This window comes from Streptomyces sp. NPDC001617 (genome assembly GCF_053596855.1).
Genome location: NZ_JBSFHA010000086.1, coordinates 1 through 16,952, shown reverse-complemented (window position 1 = coordinate 16,952; position 16,952 = coordinate 1). Strand labels below are relative to the sequence as shown.

The 16,952-nt window shown below is 72.2% G+C and carries 15 protein-coding genes and 2 pseudogenes; 7 read left to right on the top strand and 10 right to left on the bottom strand.

Annotated elements, in window-relative coordinates:
- Positions 1-23: 23 nt before the first annotated feature.
- On the bottom strand, positions 24-2,411 hold the full coding sequence (locus tag ACWC09_RS41970; protein WP_450856308.1) for a zinc-dependent metalloprotease: 2,388 nt from the start codon (positions 2,409-2,411) through the stop codon (positions 24-26).
- An 18-nt stretch (positions 2,412-2,429) separates the two neighbouring features.
- Here ACWC09_RS41970 and ACWC09_RS41965 point away from each other — a divergent pair, with 18 nt between their 5' ends.
- Together ACWC09_RS41965 and ACWC09_RS41960 are read left to right on the top strand one after the other, a co-directional pair.
- Positions 2,430-3,935 (top strand): metallophosphoesterase family protein, encoded by a 1,506-nt coding sequence (locus ACWC09_RS41965; RefSeq protein WP_450856307.1) that lies wholly within the window; start codon positions 2,430-2,432, stop codon positions 3,933-3,935.
- Between the two features lie 99 nt (positions 3,936-4,034).
- Entirely contained in the window at positions 4,035-5,066 is a 1,032-nt protein-coding gene (locus tag ACWC09_RS41960) for an LLM class flavin-dependent oxidoreductase (RefSeq protein ID WP_450856306.1), read from the top strand.
- 3 nt (positions 5,067-5,069) lie between these two features.
- On the opposite strand, the gene ACWC09_RS41955 is transcribed toward ACWC09_RS41960, so the two are convergent.
- Entirely contained in the window at positions 5,070-6,038 is a 969-nt protein-coding gene (locus tag ACWC09_RS41955; RefSeq protein ID WP_450856328.1) for a TauD/TfdA dioxygenase family protein, read from the bottom strand.
- Between the two features lie 752 nt (positions 6,039-6,790).
- Between ACWC09_RS41955 and ACWC09_RS41950 the strand changes: the two are divergent.
- From ACWC09_RS41950 to ACWC09_RS41940, 3 genes and pseudogenes are all read left to right on the top strand, one after another.
- Positions 6,791-6,895: pseudogene (locus ACWC09_RS41950) on the top strand (aldo/keto reductase); the annotation flags it as partial.
- A pseudogene (locus tag ACWC09_RS41945) lies at positions 6,886-7,270 on the top strand (DNA polymerase ligase N-terminal domain-containing protein); the annotation flags it as partial. The pseudogenes ACWC09_RS41950 and ACWC09_RS41945, both read left to right, overlap by 10 nt.
- A gap of 133 nt (positions 7,271-7,403) precedes the next feature.
- Positions 7,404-7,838, top strand: a complete 435-nt coding sequence (locus tag ACWC09_RS41940) for a cupin domain-containing protein (RefSeq protein ID WP_450856305.1) — start codon at positions 7,404-7,406, stop codon at positions 7,836-7,838.
- On the opposite strand, the gene ACWC09_RS41935 is transcribed toward ACWC09_RS41940, so the two are convergent.
- From ACWC09_RS41935 to ACWC09_RS41920, 4 genes are all read right to left on the bottom strand, one after another.
- Positions 7,839-10,181: a SpoIIE family protein phosphatase gene (locus tag ACWC09_RS41935; RefSeq protein WP_450856304.1), complete on the bottom strand. Its 2,343-nt coding sequence runs from the start codon at positions 10,179-10,181 to the stop codon at positions 7,839-7,841.
- A gap of 76 nt (positions 10,182-10,257) precedes the next feature.
- Entirely contained in the window at positions 10,258-10,728 is a 471-nt protein-coding gene (locus ACWC09_RS41930) for a peroxiredoxin (RefSeq protein WP_450856303.1), read from the bottom strand.
- A complete protein-coding gene (locus tag ACWC09_RS41925) occupies positions 10,725-11,105 on the bottom strand; it encodes a DoxX family protein (RefSeq protein WP_450856302.1) in 381 nt (126 codons plus the stop codon). The genes ACWC09_RS41930 and ACWC09_RS41925 overlap by 4 nt, the downstream gene beginning before the upstream one ends.
- A 113-nt stretch (positions 11,106-11,218) precedes the next feature.
- Positions 11,219-12,001: an AraC family transcriptional regulator gene (locus tag ACWC09_RS41920; protein ID WP_450856301.1), complete on the bottom strand. Its 783-nt coding sequence runs from the start codon at positions 11,999-12,001 to the stop codon at positions 11,219-11,221.
- 53 nt (positions 12,002-12,054) lie between these two features.
- On the opposite strand from ACWC09_RS41920, the gene ACWC09_RS41915 reads away from it, so the two are divergent.
- Entirely contained in the window at positions 12,055-13,251 is a 1,197-nt protein-coding gene (locus ACWC09_RS41915) for an MFS transporter (RefSeq protein ID WP_450856300.1), read from the top strand.
- 8 nt (positions 13,252-13,259) lie between these two features.
- Here ACWC09_RS41915 and ACWC09_RS41910 read toward each other — a convergent pair whose 3' ends face one another.
- Positions 13,260-13,793: a MarR family winged helix-turn-helix transcriptional regulator gene (locus ACWC09_RS41910; protein ID WP_450856299.1), complete on the bottom strand. Its 534-nt coding sequence runs from the start codon at positions 13,791-13,793 to the stop codon at positions 13,260-13,262.
- Positions 13,794-13,910: 117 nt separating this feature from the next.
- Positions 13,911-14,147, bottom strand: a complete 237-nt coding sequence (locus ACWC09_RS41905; protein WP_450856298.1) for a hypothetical protein — start codon at positions 14,145-14,147, stop codon at positions 13,911-13,913.
- 396 nt (positions 14,148-14,543) lie between these two features.
- Here ACWC09_RS41905 and ACWC09_RS41900 point away from each other — a divergent pair, with 396 nt between their 5' ends.
- On the top strand, positions 14,544-15,470 hold the full coding sequence (locus ACWC09_RS41900; RefSeq protein WP_450856297.1) for an SGNH/GDSL hydrolase family protein: 927 nt from the start codon (positions 14,544-14,546) through the stop codon (positions 15,468-15,470).
- A gap of 28 nt (positions 15,471-15,498) precedes the next feature.
- On the opposite strand, the gene ACWC09_RS41895 is transcribed toward ACWC09_RS41900, so the two are convergent.
- Both ACWC09_RS41895 and ACWC09_RS41890 read right to left on the bottom strand, forming a co-directional pair.
- Positions 15,499-16,149 (bottom strand): TetR/AcrR family transcriptional regulator, encoded by a 651-nt coding sequence (locus ACWC09_RS41895; protein WP_450856296.1) that lies wholly within the window; start codon positions 16,147-16,149, stop codon positions 15,499-15,501.
- A gap of 2 nt (positions 16,150-16,151) precedes the next feature.
- Positions 16,152-16,844 (bottom strand): cytochrome P450, encoded by a 693-nt coding sequence (locus tag ACWC09_RS41890; RefSeq protein ID WP_450856327.1) that lies wholly within the window; start codon positions 16,842-16,844, stop codon positions 16,152-16,154.
- Between the last annotated feature and the right edge of the window lie 108 nt (positions 16,845-16,952).

The following is a 16,952-nucleotide window of genomic DNA, read 5'->3' as shown; positions in this document are numbered from 1 at the left end:
CTGACTCAAGGCGTACGTCGTGTTCAGTTCGGCGCCCCCGGCGGCACCCTCGGCAGCGGGTCGAGCCGGACCGAGCCGGGATCGCTCAGAAAGCCGTTGATCAGGTCCGCCGCCTCCCGCTGCCCGTCGTGGTTGCCCTGCCTCAGTTCCGTGGCGAACCGGCGCAGGGCGCTGCGCAGGGCCGTACGGACGGCGGCGTGCGGGGTGCCGTCCTCCAGAACGGTCAGCAGGTGGTTCAGCAGCGCCCAGGCAGCCGTGTACTGAACCGCCACACCGCCCGGCAGGTCGGCCGGAACCGGGTCGGTGCGGCGCCAGGTCGCGGTCAGCAGGGTGTCGACCACCTCGGTGACACCGGGCGCACCGGGATCGACGGCGTGCTGCCAGGCCATACGGTTGAGACGGGCCGGTTCCAGGAGCTGTTCGGTCACCAGCGTGACGGCGACCCGGACCGCGTTGAAGGGGTCGAAGAGCCGCCCGGCGTCGGTGTCGAGGTACTGGTCGGTGCGCGCGTAGCGGATGGCGGGCGGCGTGAGGCTGCTCAACACGGCTTCCGGCAGGGCGAGGTGCTCCGCACGCAGGAGCTGGGCCAGGCCGGTCAGGGCGTTGCGCTGGGTGGCCGCGTCGACGGGCTCGACGCCTCGGCCCTCGTCGCCCGCGAGGCCGTAGGCGTAACGGACCCCGCCGACCAGTCGGGCCACGGCGGTCACCTCGTGCCGGTGCAGGAGGTGCAGCAGCGCGAGCCGCTCCTCCAGTTCGCCTGTCTGCCGCTCGGGCGGGAGGACTCCGCGCGAGAACCCGCCCAGTGCGATGCGCCGGGCTTCCAGCATCGTCTCCAGCGCCTGCCGCGCGTCCCCGCCCGTCACCCAGGTCACGGCGTCCGCGTGGGCCGCGTGCGGGCCCTGCGCGTCCTCGTCGGAGACGAAGTGCAGGCCCGCGCCGGTGGCCTCGCCGCGCAGTTGGGCGAGCGCGCTGTCCTCGTCGGCGAAGTGCCCGTATGTATGGGCGACGAGGAAGTGGTCCCAGGGCCCGAGACCCGTGCTGTACGCGGCGGAGAGATCGATGGCGCCCTCGTCGGTGACATGGATGCGGGCGTGGGGGTAGTCCATGACGGACGGCTTCGGGTGGGTCGTACTGGCGAAGTTGTGCATGAAGCCGAGGGCGTGGCCGATCTCGTGGGCGGCCAGGTGGCGCAGCCGGGCGAGGACCAACTCCTCGACAGCGGCGAGCCGTTCGGCCTCGTCGGGGCGGCCGTAGGGGGCCAGCAGGGCCTCGCCGAGGGCACGGACCTGCTCGACGCGCTGGGAGCCCAGGCGGACCCGGGCATGCAGGATCTCGCCGGTGCGCGGGTCGGTCAGGCCCTGCCCGAGGGACCAGCCGCGGCCCGCACGGTGCACCCACACCACGCCGTTGACGCCCACCTCGTACGGGTCGAAGGCGTCGCCGCCGGCCTCGACCCGGTAGGCGTCCGGCAGGCCGATCAGCGCGAAGGCCTCCTGCCACCAGTTGCCGCCCTCGATCACCGCCGAGCGGAAGGGTTCCGGGATCGCCGGGTCGACCTGGAACACGATCGGTGTGCCGTCCGGGCCGACACGGAAGCGCGGCTGCACCTTCACCTGCGTGTCGCGCACACCGACGTGGCCGTGGTCGGCGTAACCGACGCCGAAGCCACCGGAGTTGGGGTGGAAGCGCCGCACCGGCATCGGGTCGGCGGGCAGGCGGACCAGGTTGAGCTGCTGGACGACGGTGAGGGCACGCGGGTCGGCGGCCACCGCGCGAACCGCCGCACCTCGGCCCGGTCCACCGAAGGTGAGCAGCGCGGGCAGCCGGGTGGCGGCAGGCCCGGTACGGCTGTCGGCGACCAACGGCAGACTGCGGGCCTCGTCGACCGCGTACTCCCCCTGCCCCTTCTCGCGCAGATGCTCGGCCACCCGATCGTGATCGGCCAGCACGAGCCCGGTGGCGTCCACAACCACCGCGCCGTCCTCCTCGCGCAGCACCGGCCCGCTCCACACCACGGAGAGCGGGAAGGACTCCGCACCGGCGCGTACGGCGGCAGGGTCACCGGACGTCAGGAAGTGCTTGTTCCGCACGACGAACAGCACCCGGTCACCGACCCGCCGGAACTCCGCGAGCCGCGCCTTGCCCGCCCTCCCCCGGTCCAGCCACAACTCACTGGAACCCAGGCCCTGGGAGAGCGAGAGGGTCAGCAGGAAGGGCTCGTCGAAGTGGCGGATCCCCAACAGGAGCCGGTCGCCGGGGTGGTCCGGATCGCTGACGAGGTCGATGAAGTCGGCGGGCATGCGGGGCCTTTCGGGAGAGCGGTGCTCGGTCATGAATTTCGGGAACATCTGCCGGGCCGTATGGAACACCGCCTTGGAGCAGTCCACCCCCTGCAGGGTGGAGGAAGTCAACGTTGTTACGGTGCACCGGTGTCTGACTCCTCACGCGATACCGCCGAAGGCGCCGGCTGGGGCTCTGCGGAACCCGGCGAGTACAAGCAGCTGATGCCCGCCAAGGTCGAGAAGCTCTCCTGGTTCAACCCGAAGACGCTGTGGGCCGCCCGCAACGGTGTGTTGTCCTCCTGGTTCGGGGACCCGACCGGCCACACCCGAAGCCGATGGGTGGCACAACGAGAGGCGGCCGGCGCCCCGGCCGACAAGGTGATCCGGCGCGACGATCCGGGCCGCTTCTCCTTCATGGTCATCGGCGACACCGGCGAGGGCGACGACTCCCAATACGCCGTGGTGCCGGGCTTTCTGAAGATCGGTCAGGGTACCGACTTCGCCGTCGTCACCAGCGACGTCATCTATCCGGTGGGCAGCGCGGACGACTACGGCACGAAGTTCTTCCGGCCCTACCAGGACTACCCGGCGCCGATATACGCGATACCGGGCAACCATGACTGGTACGAGGATCTCGGCGCGTTCATGCGCGTCTTCTGCGGGGACACACCGCCGCTGCCTCCCGGGCCGAGGCCGCGCCCCCTCACCGGGGCCTGGTGGAGGTCGCTCCTGTGGCACCGGCCGCGTCCGACGGACGGTCAGCACCTGGACGAGGTACGGAAGTTGAGGTCGTCCTCGGCCCAACAGGCCGTCCAGCCCGGCCCCTACTGGGCGATCGACGCCGGACCGCTGCGTCTCATAGGCATCGACACCGGCCTGCTCGGCACCATCGACGCGGAACAGGGCGCCTGGCTGCGCGAGGTGTCCAAGGGCCCCCGCCCGAAGATCCTGCTCACCGGCTCGCCCCTGTACGTGGACGGCGAACACCATCCCTGCACGATCGAAGGGGACGGCGGCACGGTCGACGAGATAGTCCGCGACCCAGAGCACCACTACGTGGCGTCGATAGGCGGCGACATCCACAACTACCAGCGCTATCCGGTCCAGGTGGACGGTCGCACGATCCAGTACGTCGTCTCGGGCGGCGGCGGGGCCTTCATGCACGCCACTCACACCATCCCTCGCGTCGACATCGCGAACGTCACGGAGAAGGACTTCCGCTGCTATCCGCTGCGCGGTGACTCTCTCGCCTTCTACAGCCGTCTGTACGGCCGCCGGTTGCACCTGCCCCGCTTCTTCACCCTCACCGAGGCCGAAGCCATGGCGGTCATCGCCGAGCGCCTGGGCATCCAGCCGACCCGCGCCCCGGGCGGTCCGGTGCGCGTGACCCGTCGCGTCCGCCTGGTCGCCAGTCTGCTGGGCGCCGGCGGGCGCCCCGACCGCACCTCCCGCTTCCGCCTCCCGGTGCGCAAGATCTACACGCAGTTGTTCTCGCCGGGCTCGGCGACCTACAGCCCGCCGTTCTTCAAGCAGTTCCTGCGCCTGGACGTCACTCCGGAGGCGGTCCGGCTGCGCTGTTTCGCGGCCACCGGCAACCGTGCTCAGGAGATCGAGCCGCCGGTCGAGGACGAGGTGACGATTCCGCTCGCCTGAGATGACCTGATCGTGACCTGAGCAGGGGGAACAGTTCCCGCGACGACCGGGTTGGCACTGCCGTACTACTTGATACGTCAAGCAATCACGGAGGAGCCCGTGCCGCCCACCTCACGCCCCTTGCGCAAGCTCGGCTTCCTGACCATCGGCCTGTTCGACGAGTCGGACCCGCGGCGCGGCCATGAGTCCACGCTGGAGATCATCGAGCTGGGCGAGCGGCTCGGCTTCGACAGCGCGTGGCTGCGCCACCGGCATCTGCAGTACGGCATCTCGTCCCCCGTGGCGGTCATGGCGGCCGCCTCGCAGCGCACCAGCCGTATCGAGCTCGGCACGGCGGTCATCCCGCTGGGCTGGGAGAACCCGCTGCGGCTGGCCGAGGACCTGGCGACGGTCGACATCCTGTCCGGGGGCCGGATCAACCCGGGGGTGAGCGTCGGCCCGCCGATGCACTTCGACCAGGTCAAGGAGGCGCTGTATCCGGACACGGCGGATGCCGAGGACTTCTCGTACGAGCGGGTGCGCCGGCTGCTGGACTTCGTGCGGGGCAGGAGCGCCACGGACTTCAGCGGCATCGAGGGCTTCGAGGTGTTCTCCGACCGTGTGCAGCCGCACTCCCCTGGGCTGGGCCGTCGTCTCTGGTACGGCGGCGGGAGCCTCGGCTCGGCGCGTTGGGCGGGTGAGCACGGGATGAACTTCCTGACCAGCAGTGTCGTCAAGGCGGAGGGCGCGGACGGGCCGGAGTTCGATTTCGCGGAGATCCAGCTGTCCCACATCCGCGCCTTCCGCGAGCGGCACCCCGACGGCGACAGTGCCCGGGTCTCGCAGGGCCTGGTCGTCATCCCCACCGACTCGGCCTCGTCGGAGCAGCGCGCGAAGTACGAGGCGTACGCGGCCACGCGCACTCCTCGGACGACGTCCCCGCAGGGCCCGGCGCGACTGCTGTTCGCGCCGGACATCGTCGGCACCTCGGAGGAGATCGCCGAACGGCTGCATGCGCACGCCGCGTTCCGTGAGGTGGACGAGGTGGCGTTCGCGCTGCCGTTCACCTTCGAGCACGAGGACTATGTGCAGATCCTGACCGACGTGGCGACGAAGCTGGGCCCGGCGCTGGGCTGGCAGCCCGCCGTCTGAGGGTCACCAGCGCCCGGGTTCGGTCCCGGTGACCGGCTCCGACGGCTTGCCGTCGACTCCCACCGGCACGTCCCCCGTGAGCATCACCCGGTGCATGATCCGGGGGAAGGAGAGGTGGCTGTTGTCGCTGGGGGCGAGGTGGATGGTGGCCCGGTTGTCCCAGAAGGCGACGCTGCCGGGCTCCCAGCGGAAGCGGACCGTGTACTCGGGCCGCACGGCCTGTTCCAGCAGCATGTCGAGGAGGGCCCGGCTCTCCGGCCGGGACACGTCGACGATCTGCTCCAGGTAGTAGCCGTTGACGAACAGCACCCGTTCCCCCGTCTCCGGGTGCACACGCACCAGCGGATGCACGGAGGCGACCTGATGGTCCAGCAGGTGCCGCAGGTACGCGTCGTCGCCCGGCCTCGGCTGGTAGCCGACCCCCAGGCGGTGCTCGGCCCGCAGCCCGTCGACGAACTCCCGCACCGGGGCGGAGAGTCCGGTGTACGCGGCCACCAGGTTGGACCAGGTGGTGTCGCCGCCGTACGGCGGTACGGTCTCGGCGCGCAGGATGGTCGCGGCCGGCGGGTCGATGCGGGCGCCGTGGTCGCAGTGCCAGCCGCGCAGCAGGGTGTGGCGGCGGCGCTGCAGCCACTCGTCGTGCTCCATGCCGAACTTCCCGCCCAGCTCCAGCCGGTCGGCGGTGGTCTCCACCTCGGGGAAGTCCGCCGGTGAGGCGCTCCCCCGCTTGCGCAGCACGACGGGCTCGCCGAACCGGCGCGCGAACGCCACATGCCCGGCGTGGTCGAGCCGCTGCCCGCGGAAGAACACCACCTTCCAGCGCAGCACCGCCGCCCGGATCACGGCGACCACGGCGTCGTCGAGGTCGCCGGCCAGGTCGACGCCGGTGATCTCGGCCCCGATGTGCCCGGCGACCGGCCTGACCTCGACACCGGAGCCCTCTTCCATCGCCGCGTCCCACTCCGTCGTCATACACACTCCGTCACTCGCGTGCACCGGCTCCGGTCTTCGCACGGGCAGTCGGGAGCCGCTTCCAGGGAGATCGTGACAGCGTTCGCGGGACGTGGCGACAGGGCCTCGTACAGGTCGCGCCCGGGGCGTACGCACGGGCTTCGGCGCGGTACGGCGGTGAAGGGGCCCGCCGGGAGTGTTCCATGCCGCCTTGTTCCGCACGACCGGTGAGGTATCCGCGTCTCGCGCCCGCTCCAGGGCGACCAGGGCGGTCGCGTCGCCGTGCACCCACAACGCCACCAACTCGACCGCCCTGGCCCTGACCTGTGGGTCCGGATCGTCGTGCAGGATCCGGATCGCACGCGGCAGGATCACCGTACGGCTGGGACGGCAGGCGTCCGCGTCCGACTTGCAGCGGTCGCAGGACAGGGCGTGCAGCGCGGCCACGCGCACCCGGGCATCGGGGTCCTCGATCATGGCGACCAGGTCGCCCACCGCCTCCGGCACGAGCAACTGGTCCAGCAGTCTGCGGCACTCCTCCCGCACCCGCGCGACGGGATGGGAGAGCCCTCGACGGATCTCCGGCACGGCACCCGCGCCACGCCGCATCAGCCCTCGCAAGGCGTCGGGGCGGCGGGGCTCGCGCTGTCCAGCGCGTCGGACCACGGCGCTCGCAAGGGACCTTTCCCCTGCCGTCCCCACCAGCCCGTTTGTTCAGTACTCCCCGGTCCGTGAGGCTGGAGGTACGGCACAGTCGAGGGAAAGGTGCCACCGTGGTCAGCATCCCCACGCACACGCTCAACGACGGCACGCGGCTTCCCGCCGTCGGTCTGGGCACCTGGCCGATGAGCGACGCGGAGGCGGAGCGCACTTCGGCTTCCGGCTCCAGGTCGGCGACGTGCTGAAGTCGTGGTCGATCCCCAGGGGCCCCTCCGGCGATCGGCACGAGGGACCACGGCACCTACGAGCCGCTGAGCCACGACCGGAAGGGGCGGCTCGTCGGCTTCGCCAAGTCCCTGCAGCACAGCATGCGGAGTTCCGGCTCAAGGGCTCCACGCTCCACGGCGAGTACGCGCTCACCCGCTTCCGCGACGGGCAGGACGGCGGCCGCGGGGAGTCCTGGCTGCTGGTCAAGGCGGGCGGGGCACGGGACGCCGGATCCGCGTCGGGCCCGCTCGGTGACAAGCGGTCGTACGCTCGCCCAGGTCGCCCAGGTCGCCCAGGTCGCCCCGGGCGACGGCGGACGGGGGTGAGGGGCGGTCGGGCGGCAGGAACTCGCCTTTCCCTGGGCCGGATTGGCGCGTTCCGGCCCCAACAGGGCTTCCGGGCCTCTATGTTCACGGCGGTACTCGATCTTCGCCCGTCGTCCCGGAAGGCCACTCACGCATGCGCACCACGCTTCGCACCGCCGTCGTCGGCGCGATCGTCACCGGCACCGTCCTGACGGGTGGCACCGCCGGTGCCACTCCGCCCGGGCCGGGGGTGACCGGCAAGCTGATCAGCACGACCACCATCGGGGACACCGACTACGTCCTGCGGGAGATCACCGTCCCGCCGGGCCAGAGCACCGGCTGGCACTACCACGACGGTCCGGTCTACGGCTTCGTCCAGCAGGGCACCCTGAGTCACTACCACTCCGACTGCAAGGAGGACGGCGTCTACCCGACGGGCACCACGGTCCACGAGCCGGGCGGTCCGAGCGACGTCCATCTCGGGCGCAACGAGGGCGACGCCCCCCTGGTCCTCGACGTGCTGTACATCCTCCCGCACGGCAAGCCGTACTCGGAGGACGTCCCGAACCCGGGTTGCTCCTTCCAGTGATCACATCGGCGGGGGCAGCGGCTGTTCGGCCCAGATCGTCTTGCCGCGGGCCGTCTGGCGGCTGCCCCAGCGCTGGGTGAGCTGGGCGACCAGCAGCAGTCCGCGGCCGCCCTCGTCGAAGGCGTGCGCCCGGCGCAGATGCGGTGAGGTGGAACTGCCGTCGGAGACCTCGCAGATGAGGGTGCGGTCGCGGATCAGCCGGAGCCGGACGGGCGGTGCGCCGTAGCGGATGGCGTTGGTGACCAGTTCGCTGACGACCAGTTCGGTGACGAACGCGGCCTCGTCCAGGCCCCAGGCGCTCAACTGCTCGGTGGCGGCCTGCCGGGCGGCGGCCACGCGTTCGGGGTCGGGGGTGATGTCCCAGGTGGCGACCTGGTCGGCGCCCAGCGCGCGGGTGCGGGTCAGCAGCAGGGCCACGTCGTCGCTGGGTTCCTCCGGCAGTACGGCCTTCAGGACCGTGTCGCACAGGGTGTCGAGGGTGTCCGTGGGTGCGGTCAGGGCGCGGCACAGTTCGGCGGTGGCGTGGTCGACGTCCCGGTCGCGGTCCTCGATGAGGCCGTCCGTGTAGAGGGCGAGCACGGAACCCTCGGGCAGTTCGATCTCCGTCGCCTCGAAGGGCAGGCCGCCGACGCCGAGCGGCGGTCCGGCCGTCATGGGTACGAGGTTCGCGGTGCCGTCGGGCAGCAGGAGGGCTGGGGGCGGATGGCCGGCGGCGGCGAAGGTGAGGCGGCGCGAGACGGGGTCGTAGACGGCGTAGAGGCAGGTGGCGCCGAGCTCCGCCGCCTCGTCGTCCCGGTCGTCCGAGGCGAGATGGATGACCAGGTCGTCGAGGTGGGTGAGGAGTTCGTCCGGGGGGAGGTCCACGTCCGCGAGGGTGCGGACGGCCGTGCAGAGGCGGCCCATGGTCGCCGAGGAGGGGATGCCGTGTCCGACCACGTCGCCGACGACCAGGGCGACGCGGCTGCCGGACAGCGGGATCACGTCGAACCAGTCGCCGCCGATGCCGACCGGTGAACCGCAGGGCAGATAGCGGTGGGCCACCTCGACCGCGGCCTGTCCGGGCAGTCCGCGCGGCAGCAGGCTGTTCTGCAGGGCCAGCGCGGTCGTGCGCTCCCGGGCGAAGCGACGGGCGTTGTCGATGCAGACGGCGGCCCGGCTGGCGAGTTCCTCGCCGAGGACGGCGTCGTCGTCCCCGTAGTCGTCCGGATTGGCGATACGGACGCAGACCACCACGCCGAGCGTGGTGCCGCGGGCCCGTAGCGGCACCGCGAGCATCGAGTGGACGCCCTTGCGGCGCGCACGGCCCGCCGGGGCTCGCGCGTTGCGCTCGGCCACCCACCGCACGAAGTCCGGCTCGCCCGCCTGGCTCAGCACGGCCCGTCCGCTCAGCAGAGCCTTCGCGGGCGGCGAGAACGAGGGGTAGACGTCCGCGTCGCCCACGTGCACGGCCGCCTCGGGTGTGCCCTCGGACACGGAGCCGTGGGCGATGCGGCGCAGCACGACGTCCGCCTCCAGCGGCGCGGACCGTTCCTCCGCGCCGAGGACCCAGTCGAGGAGGTCGACGCTGGCGAAGTCGGCGTAGCGGGGCACCAGGAGTCCGATCAGCTCCTCGGTGGTGCGGACCACGTCCAGGGTGGTACCGATGGAGGCCGCCGCCTCGTTGAGGAGGGCCAGGCGCTCGCGGGCCCAGTACTGCTCGGTGCTGTCGAACGCCGCCAGGGCGACCGCGGTCACCTCGCCCGAGCCGTCCCGCAGGGGCCACATCTCCGTGGTCCAGGCATGGTCGCGGTTCAGGGCGGGGGCACCTGCGTAGCTCTCGTAGCGGGCGGGCCGGCCCGTCTCGGCGACCTGGCGCAGATTGGCCAGGAAGCCGCGGCTGTGCTCGGCGTCCTCCACGGTGTCCGGAAAGTGCCGGCCGAGCAGGGTCTCCTCGGACACGCCCATGACCCGGCAGGCGACACCGTTGAGACGCAGATACTGCTGGCGGGTGTCGAAGACGGACATCGACATGGAGGCCTGCTGGAAGGCCTCGCCGCCGAGGGCGGTCCTGGGGTCGCGGGGCGGCTCGGCGGTGATCACGTATCCGCCGGGTTCGCCGTCCTCGCCCTGTACGGCACATGCCCTGAGCGTGAGCGCGGCAGTGGAGCCGTCGCGGTGGCGCAGCACGACGGTGCCGCTCAATGCCGCCACGGCCTCGGCCGGCGGGTGTTCGGCGAGCAGGTCCCGTGCCGGCCGTCCCACGGCCTCCTCGGCCGGGTATCCCGTCAGCTGCCGGGCACCCTCGCTCCACCCCGTGACCATGCCCCGGGCATCCACGATCGCCACAGCGGAGGCCTGCTCCATATCTCACAGGATGGTGCTTTTGTCGTACTGGTTCAACCGAAACGGAGGCCCGGCAGGGCCCCCCGTTTCGCGACGGTCACTTCTGTTGGGCGGCGCGCAGGGCGTCGAGGGCCCGGTCGGCGTGGGTGTTCATGCGCAGTTCGCTGCGGACGACCTCCAGGACCGTGCGGTCCTGCGCTATCACGAAGGTGACCCGCTTGGTGGGCGCCAGACTGAAGCCGCGCTTCACGCCGAACCGCTCACGCACCGCACCGTCGGCGTCCGACAGCAGGGGCATGCCGAGCGTGTGCTTGCCCGCGAACTCCTGCTGCCGCTCGACGGTGTCGCCGCTGATGCCCACAGGCCGGGCGCCGACGGCGGCGAACTCGGCGGCCAGGTCACGGAAGTGGCAGGCCTCCGCGGTGCAGCCGGCGGTCAGGGCGGCCGGGTAGAAGAACAGCACGATCGGCCCGTCGGCCAGCAGCTCGGTCAGCCTGCGGGGCGTGCCGGTCTCGTCCTGCAGTTCGAAGTCGTCAACCTTGTCCCCGACGTCCAGTTTCTCGCTCATGCCTGTGCCTCCCCATTCTTTGCCACACTGCGGGCCCACAGAACGAGGGGCAGCTGCAGCGGCAGTCGTCCGATGGCCGCTGCCTTCAGTGGCGCGGGCCGGTTCCGCCAGTCGACGGCCATCTTGACGTTGGCGGGGAACACGCCGACGAAGAAGGCGGCCGCGCCGAGGGCCGCGACCTTGCGGGTACGCGGCACCGCGACCCCGGCCGCGAGCGCCAGCTCGGCGACCCCGCTCGCGTACGTCCACGTCCTGGGCGCACCCGGCAACGCACGCGGAACGATCGCGTCGAACTGGCGTGGTGAGGCGAAATGAGCGACGCCCGCGGTGGCCAACAGGCCGGCGAGCAACAGGGGCGAGCGTTCGGACCGTGGCACGGTTCCTCCTCCGATGACCTGCCGGGAGATGTTACCGGTAGGTAGAGGCGGGCTGGACGGCGGATGCCCCGGAGGGCCTCGAGCTGGCCCGAAAGGGACGCCATGGGTTTGTTCTAGGCCCGGCGGTTGTGGGTGCCCGGCGTGTAGCCGAAGGAGCGGCGGAAGACATCGATGAAGGCGCTGCTGGAGGACCAGCCGCAGCGGTGGGCGACCGCGGTGACCGGGGTGTCGTCGGCCAGTAGGCGCAGTGCGTGGTAGAGGCGGGACTGGGTGCGCCACTGCGGGAAGGTCATGCCGAACTCGGTGCGGAAGAGGCGGCTGAGGGTGCGTTCGCCGGCGCCCGTCGCGGCGCCGAGGCCGGCGAGGGTGTGGGGGTCGGCCGGGTGGGCGTGGACGAGTGCGCACACGGCGGCCAGGCGTGGGTCGGCCGGGGTGGGCAGACGCATCGGCTGCTGGGGCGAGGCGCGCAGCTGGTCGCGCAGGACGGCGAGGAGGCGGCGGCGTTGCGGGGTGTCGTGGTCGGGGTCGCGGGTGTGGGCGAGGATCAGTTCGCGCAGGAGGGGGCTGACCGCGAGGACGGTCGGCGCGTCCAGGGCGAGGGGGTTGTCGTCGGCGGGCAGCCCTACCAGGTGCAGGTCGAGGTGGCCGTGGGCGCGGTGGGCGTGGGCGGTCCCGGCGGGGACCCAGAGGGCGCGGGTTCCCGGCGCGAACCAGGTGCCGGCGTCGGTCGTGACGGCGAGGACACCGGAGCCGGCGTAGACGATCTGGTGCTCGTCGTGCCGGTGCGCGTCGATGATCTCCCCGGCCGCCAGGCTGCGGGCGTGGGTGGGGGCTTTCGGCGTGTGCCGGATGCCCGACGCCGGCCCGGTCACTGGTGCGTGGCGGATGTTCGACACAATCAGGCAGATTATCGGAAGCACGCCGGAGCCGCCCCCGCGACGATCGCAGGGTGTCCACCCACCACGACCGACCCATCGCCCTGCTGTCCCTCGGGCACGCCTGCGTGGACGTGTACCAGGGCTCCGTCGCCGCGCTCGTGCCGTTCTTCGTCTCGCAGCGCGCCTACTCGTACGCCGCCGCCTCGGGCATCGTCCTGGCGGCCTCACTGCTGTCCTCGGTGGTACAGCCGCTGTTCGGGGCACTCACCGACCGGTGGCCCCTGCCCTGGCTGCTGCCGCTGAGCGCGCTGACCGGCGGCGCCGGGGTGGCCCTGTGCGGGGTCACCGGCTCGTACCCGCTGACCCTCGCGGCGGTCGCGGTCTCCGGCATCGGGGTCGCCGCCTACCATCCGGAGGCCGCGCGGGCCGCCCGCCTCGCGGCGGGCGGCAGCAACACGGCGATGGGCTGGTTCTCCCTCGGCGGCAACCTCGGCTTCGCGACCGCCCCGCTGCTCGTCGCCGCGGTCGTCACCACCGGGGGCCTGCGCGCCTCTCCCCTGCTGGCCGTCCCGGCCGTGATCGGGGCGGCGCTGTGCGCGGCCGCGGTCCGCTCCTCCGGGAGCGGGAGCACATCCGCCGGTACGGCGCCGGCGGTCGGCACCGACGACTGGCCGTCGTTCCTGCGGCTGTCCGGTGCGATCGTGTGCCGCTCGATCGTCTTCGTCGGCCTCAGCGCCTTCGTCGCGCTGTACGTCCGCCAGCGCACGGGCGGCGGGGCGGCGGCCGGCACGGCGGCCCTGTTCGTGCTGTACGGAGGCGGCGCCGTGGGCACGGTGATCGGCGGGCGGCTCGCCGACCGGTACGGGCGGGTGACGGTCGTACGGCGCTCGTACGCCTTCACCGTCTTCGCCGTCGCCGGCGTGGTCCTCGTACCCGGCCCCGCGGTCCATCTCTTCGTCGCGCTCACTTCGGCCGGTCTGTACGTCCCCTTCTCCCTGCACGTCACCCTCGGACAGGACTTCCTGCCCCGGCGGATGGGCACCGCGAGCGGGGTCACGCTGGGCCTGACGGTGAGCGTGGGCGGCCTCGCCGCCCCCGTCGTCGGAGCGCTGGCCGACGCCACGTCCCTGCGGACCGCCCTGGTCCCCCTGATCGCCCTGCCGGCCCTGGGACGACTCGTGTTGTGCGGGCTGCGGGAGCCGGTCCCGGCCGAGCGGGATTCCGTAGGGCCACCCGACCGCCGCCGCCCCCGCACGGCCTCGGGCTGAGAACGGGGTCAGGCGGTGCCGGCCGGTGCGACGGCCTGCTGCTCGCCCTCCTCGTCGATGGCGTAGGCAAGGAAGTCGTCGACCATCCGGTGGAAGAGGGTGGCGAGCTGCCGCAGTTCCTCCGGCGTCCACTCGGACAGGGCGAGCTGCATACCGCGGGCGCCGGCGTCGCGGACACGGTGTATGGCCTGCCGGCCGGCCTCGGTGAGTTCGATGCGCTGGGCCCGGCGGTCGTCGGGGTCGGGGACGCGGGTGACAAAGCCGGACTTCTGCAGCTGCTGCACGGTGCGGGTGACGTGGGACGCCTCCACTCCCAGGCGGGTCGCCAGCTCCCCGGGACGCAGCGGCTCCGAGTCGGCGATCTGCCGCAGCAGCGCCACGGCGGCGCGGTCCAGCGGCACACCGGCCAGCGCCATCAGCCGGTCGTGCTGGCGCGCGCGGGTGCTCAGATAGGTGATGCGGGTGAGCGCGCGCTCGATCTCGATCACTTCGTCCGACGCGGGGACGTCGGGGAGTTCGGCGGGGAGCGGTGGTGTGGACATGCGATCCACTTTACCATATTGTTGCGTAACTCAAGTAATCTACTGCGCGCGTTTCCTCCGCCTACTGCGTTCGTACGACATCGTCGACGACCACGGCCTCCTCCCATGCCGTGCCAGTCATGATCGCCTGACGCCACCGCCGGATGGCCTTGGGCGGCATCCCGACCGCCGGGGCGCCGGACACCCGGTCGCCGGTGCGGCACGCGGCGACGAACCGCCGCTCCCCAGCCACTCGGTGTTCGGCAGCGAGCCGACGGCGACCAGGATCTCGTCGGCCTCGATCACCTCGCCGTCCGCGAGCCGCACCCCACCCCCGGCCACCTCGGCCACGCTGACGCCGCAGCGCAGGTCCACGCCCCGTTCGACAGGGGCACGGGTGAGCAGCGCGCCGACCTAGGTGCCGACGGCGCGGGCGAATCCATCTTTTGCTTGACTCAAGTAATCTAACTGTGCTTGCCTGACGCAAGCAACTCCTTTCGTCCGGACGGGAGCCACGCCCCCGTCCGGGACAGGGGCCGCCTTGAGCGGAGGCCGCCCCGACGCGCCGCGCCCCGCCCCGCCCCCGATACGGGGTGCGACGCGGTCCGGGCCCGGCGCCGGCCATCCCCGGTCGGCGCCGGGCCCGAGGACCCCTGTTCCTCTCCCGCTCCCTGCTCGGTTGTCCGCCGCCCACTCCCCCGGCCGAGCGACGTCCGGCAGCGACCGTGTCCGGACGCGCCCGACCTCCGACACGGAAGGCATGACACACCGATGAAGAACTCCGTACGCGCCGTTCTGGCCGGGGTACTGGCCTTCGGGGCGCTGGGCGCCGCCGTCGGCATCGCCCACCACGACGACTCCGACCACGCCCCGCCCAAGGGCCCGTACGTCGCCCTGGGCGACTCATACACCGCGGGCCCGAAGATCCCGGACCAGAACGGCAGGCCCGCGGGCTGTGACCGCTCCGACCGCAACTATCCCTCGCTGGTCGCGCGCAGCCTGAACCTCGGGGCGGCCGACTTCCACGACGTGAGCTGCAGCGGCGCCACCATCGGTGACCTGTTCTCCGCCCAGGGCACCGACGACGGCGCCAACGGGGCCCAGCTCTCGGCCCTGTCCGACAGGACGCGGCTGGTCACGCTCGGGATCGGCGGCAATGACATCGGGTTCGCGTCGACGGTCGAGCAGTGCGTGCGGCAGGGGGTGGTCTTCTTCGCGCTGGGCGGCGGCAAGCGGGCCGAGGACGACGCCCCGTGCCGTGAGCGCTATGTGGCCGGGGGCACCGACGAGGTGCGGGAGAAGATCCGGGCGGCGGACGAGCAGCTCGCCCATGCCCTGAGCGAGGTCAGGCACAGGGCGCCCCAGGCGCGTGTGTACGTCGTCGGGTACCCGGCGATCCTGCCCGCCAAGAGCTCCGGCTGCGGTCGGGCCATGGGCCTGGCACCCGGCGACGTCGCCTATCTGCACGAGAAGGAGCAGCAGCTCAACACGATGCTGCGGGCGCGCGCGGAAGCGGCGGGGGCCGGCTATGTCGACACGTACACGCCTTCGGTGGGACGTGACGCGTGCTCGGCCCGGACCACGCGCTGGGTCGAGCCGCTGGTGCCCCTCTCCCCCGCCGCGTCGGTCCATCCCAACGAGCGCGGCGAGAAGGGCATGGCCGACGCGGTGCTGAAGGCCATCGGCGCCGCGGACTGACCGTGTCCGCCGCGGGGCGTACCGCGCCTCAGGACCGCGACGCCACCGGTGCCAGCCAGAGGCCGACGATCGCGTCGGCGAGGCCCGTCGCGGCGTCGTCCCAGTTGGGGCGCGGGGTGGGCCGGTTCTCGCCGAGGGCGCGCTCGCGTTCGGCGGGCATCTGCACGATGAGGTGACGGACCATCTCGCTGCGCTCGGCCCGGACCTCGGGGGGCAGGTCGGGCAGGCAGGAGGTGAGTCCGTCGATGATCTGCCGCAGCGACGGGGAGGCGAGGGACTCCTCCATGAGGATCTCGTGGAGGACGGGGTCGGTGATGATCTGCGCGCAGAAGCGGGCGTACCACGTGGGGCCGCCCAGCGTCCCGAGATGCTCCGGGACCGGCCGCACCAGGCAGTCCACCCAGTCGCGTACGTCCGTGGAGTCGCCGACCTCGGCCAGCAGCCGCGCGCGGATCTCCTCGATGGGCGCCGCGTGCTTGCGGACGATGGCGCGGACCAGGTCGGCCTTGGTGCCGAAGTGGTAGCCGACGGCGGTGTTGTTGCCCTGTCCGGCGGCCTCGCTGACCTGACGGTTGGAGACGGCGTTGACGCCGCGCTCGGCGAACAGCCGCTCGGCCGCGGTCAGGATCAGCTCCCGGGTCGCGCTGACCTGCTCCGCCCGTACCGTCCTGCCGGTCATGCTCACCACCGCACCGGGACTTCGCTCAGCCCTCCGACGGTCAGTCCCTCGAGCCGTCGCAGGTCCGCCGCCGACGCGGCGAGTTCCAACGTCGGAAGCCTACGCAACAGCACGTGGAGGACGGTCTGCAGCTGGGCGCGGGCCAGCTCCTGGCCCAGACAGGAGCGGTCTCCGGTGCCGAAGGCCAGATGCGGGTTCGGGCTGCGGTCGAGCCTCATCTCGTCGGGCGTGTCGAAGACCTTCTCGTCCCGGTTGGCGGCCGCGGTGCTGCACAGCACGGTCGTGCCGGACGGCAGGACGTGACCGGCGATCTCGGTCTCCTCGTCGAGGTAGCGGGGCACGCCGATGCCGGGGTCGGGGTCGAAGCGCAGGGCCTCCTCGACCGCGGGGCGCACCAGTGAGGGGTCGGCGAGGAGCCGTTCCCAGCGGTGGCGGTCGGCGAGGAGCAGGGCGACCGTCTTGCCGATCACGTTCGTGGTCGTCTCGTGCCCGGCGACCAGCAGGGCCTGGCCGGTGAAGACCAGCTCACGCTCGGACACGGGGTGACCGTCGGGGTCCCACTCGACGACCAGGTCGCTGAGCAGGTCGGCGCTCGGGGTCTCGCGCTTGGCGTAGACATGGGCGGCCATGTAGTCGACGAAGTCGTCCTGGGCCTGCTCGATCTCGTCCTGCTTGTAGCGGGTGAGGTTGAGCAGGACGTCGGACCAGTCCAGGTCGCCGAGATCGACGGCGAGCGCAGAACCCTCCTGCTCACCGGCACCCCGCCCCACGAACCGGCCGCCTGGAAGCGCTACCGCGGCGGC

Excerpts from the sequence above, each read along its gene's own strand:
- ACWC09_RS41955 (WP_450856328.1), bottom strand. The coding sequence starts at position 6,038 with ATGACGACGGAGTGGGACGCGGCGATGGAAGAGGGCTCCGGTGTCGAG.
- ACWC09_RS41900 (WP_450856297.1), top strand. The coding sequence starts at position 14,544 with ATGAAGAACTCCGTACGCGCCGTTCTGGCCGGGGTACTGGCCTTCGGG.
- ACWC09_RS41895 (WP_450856296.1), bottom strand. The coding sequence starts at position 16,149 with ATGACCGGCAGGACGGTACGGGCGGAGCAGGTCAGCGCGACCCGGGAG.
- ACWC09_RS41940 (WP_450856305.1), top strand. The coding sequence starts at position 7,404 with ATGCGCACCACGCTTCGCACCGCCGTCGTCGGCGCGATCGTCACCGGC.
- ACWC09_RS41935 (WP_450856304.1), bottom strand. The coding sequence starts at position 10,181 with ATGGAGCAGGCCTCCGCTGTGGCGATCGTGGATGCCCGGGGCATGGTC.
- ACWC09_RS41930 (WP_450856303.1), bottom strand. The coding sequence starts at position 10,728 with ATGAGCGAGAAACTGGACGTCGGGGACAAGGTTGACGACTTCGAACTG.
- ACWC09_RS41910 (WP_450856299.1), bottom strand. The coding sequence starts at position 13,793 with ATGTCCACACCACCGCTCCCCGCCGAACTCCCCGACGTCCCCGCGTCG.